The sequence below is a fragment of the Burkholderia sp. SIMBA_051 genome (genome assembly GCF_046534915.1).
GTDB lineage: Bacteria > Pseudomonadota > Gammaproteobacteria > Burkholderiales > Burkholderiaceae > Burkholderia > Burkholderia ambifaria.
Map to the genome: position 1 here is coordinate 1 of NZ_JAWRXS010000267.1, position 273 is coordinate 273.

The 273-nt window shown below is 63.7% G+C and carries 1 protein-coding gene; it reads right to left on the reverse strand.

The window, feature by feature from the left end; genetic code table 11:
* A partial coding sequence (locus tag SB771_RS34470) for a HipA domain-containing protein (protein ID WP_410721973.1) occupies positions 1 to 273 on the reverse strand: 273 nt, incomplete at both ends.

Here is a 273-nt window from a genome sequence, read left to right on the forward strand (position 1 = left end):
GGTTCATGTCGTACGCCGGGGAGAGTTTCCAGCCCAGGCCCGGCACCAGGATGAAGCCATGGTTGCGAAGGTGATCGTCGGCGTTGGATACGAGGATGTTGAAGACGATTGGCGACCATAGTTCTCGCAGATCTTGATTGGGTTGCGCGCCCTGGTTCATGAGCGCCTCCGCCAGTTCCAGGTAACTGACCCCCGTCGAGGCGTCGTCCACGACGCTCGCCTTGGGCCTGGCGCCGCCGAGTGAGCCGCCTGGCGCGATGAGCATGCGCAGCC